The organism is Micromonospora sp. ATLC20 (genome assembly GCF_057196585.1).
This window is the reverse complement of the sequence record NZ_JBXUOV010000410.1, coordinates 1-734: the sequence shown is the minus strand read 5'-3', so window position 1 is coordinate 734 and position 734 is coordinate 1. Positions and strand designations below refer to the sequence as shown.

Annotated in this window: 1 pseudogene; it reads right to left on the bottom strand. The window is 79.3% G+C overall.

The annotated features are described in order from the left end of the window. A pseudogene (locus AC2CHG_RS31675) lies at positions 1 to 734 on the bottom strand (hypothetical protein); the annotation flags it as partial.

Here is a 734-nt window from a genome sequence, read left to right as displayed (position 1 = left end):
GCCGGACGCCTGCGGACCGCCGACTCCGGCGACGGCGGCGGCACCGGCCAGGCCGAGCGCGCCGGGGACCGCGACCGCCACCTCACCGTCGGCCACGACGGCTGTCCTCCGCTGCGTCCCCTCCGGACCGCCGCCGCCCGGCGACGCCTGTTGGTTCGACTGCGCAGGCGGGTTCGGCTGCCCGGACGGGTTCGGCGCGGCCGTCTGGGCGGGTGGGTTCACCGCCGGGGACAGGTCGACCACTGTCGGCACCTCCACCGCCGTCGGCGGCACGACCACTTCCGGTACGGGCACACCCGGCGTACCGCCGGTGCCGGACCCGGGTGCCGCCGGAACCTCCGGCGCGGAGCCGTCCAGGCCCGGGCCACCGGCCACGGTGCCGTCCCCCGCCTCGGGCGCGCAGTCCTCCGGCCGGGCCGGGGTGCAGTCGGTCTCGTCCGGCCGGATCAGATCGGACGCCCCTGGTGCGGTACGTGGTGTGGTGCCGGCGGGCGCGTGGCTGCCCGGCGGGCCGGCCATCGGCGGCAGCACACCGCCGACCGGTGCCGTCACGTCGGTGCTCGGGAGCGTCACACCGGTGCTCCTCGGCGGCACGGCGGGGACCGGCTCCACCAGTCCGGCGCCGCCCGTGTCCGCTCCCGTGGGCGCCTGCGGCGCACCGGCGTCGGGGGTCGACGGGCGCCAGTCGTCGGCGTCCGCCTCGATCAGCCCGGAGGCGTCCGGCGCGTCCGGCA